We start from the raw sequence: 308 nt of genomic DNA, 5'->3' as shown, positions 1-308 counted from the left end.
ATCTAAAGTCCGTTGGATACCTTCTGCATTTTTAAGCATTGTGTAAACCGGAGGAGTAACTTTTAAAATCCTACCTGATTGTGGTACACCTGCCTCATCCATATCCTCCATCATCTTATCGAATACAGATAAAATATTTGCCACTGTTAAAACAGTGGTATTTACGGTTCCTCCATTAGCCACAAACTCTGAGTAAAGTTTCGAATACCTATAAGCATCCGTTTCAGGTATGGCTTGTTCTTCATTAAATACTCCGGTAATATTAGCTGCTGATAATACCTGATTCGTTTCATCTACATCCATCTCAT

1 pseudogene is annotated in these 308 nt (G+C 37.7%); it reads right to left on the bottom strand.

The window, feature by feature from the left end:
* A pseudogene (locus RCF13_RS25275) lies at positions 1 to 308 on the bottom strand (hypothetical protein); the annotation flags it as partial.

Source organism: Stenotrophomonas maltophilia group sp. RNC7, from assembly GCF_030910085.1.
GTDB lineage: Bacteria > Pseudomonadota > Gammaproteobacteria > Xanthomonadales > Xanthomonadaceae > Stenotrophomonas > Stenotrophomonas sepilia.
The sequence above is the reverse complement of the archived record's forward strand: the minus strand, read 5'-3'. Positions and strand labels throughout refer to the sequence as shown.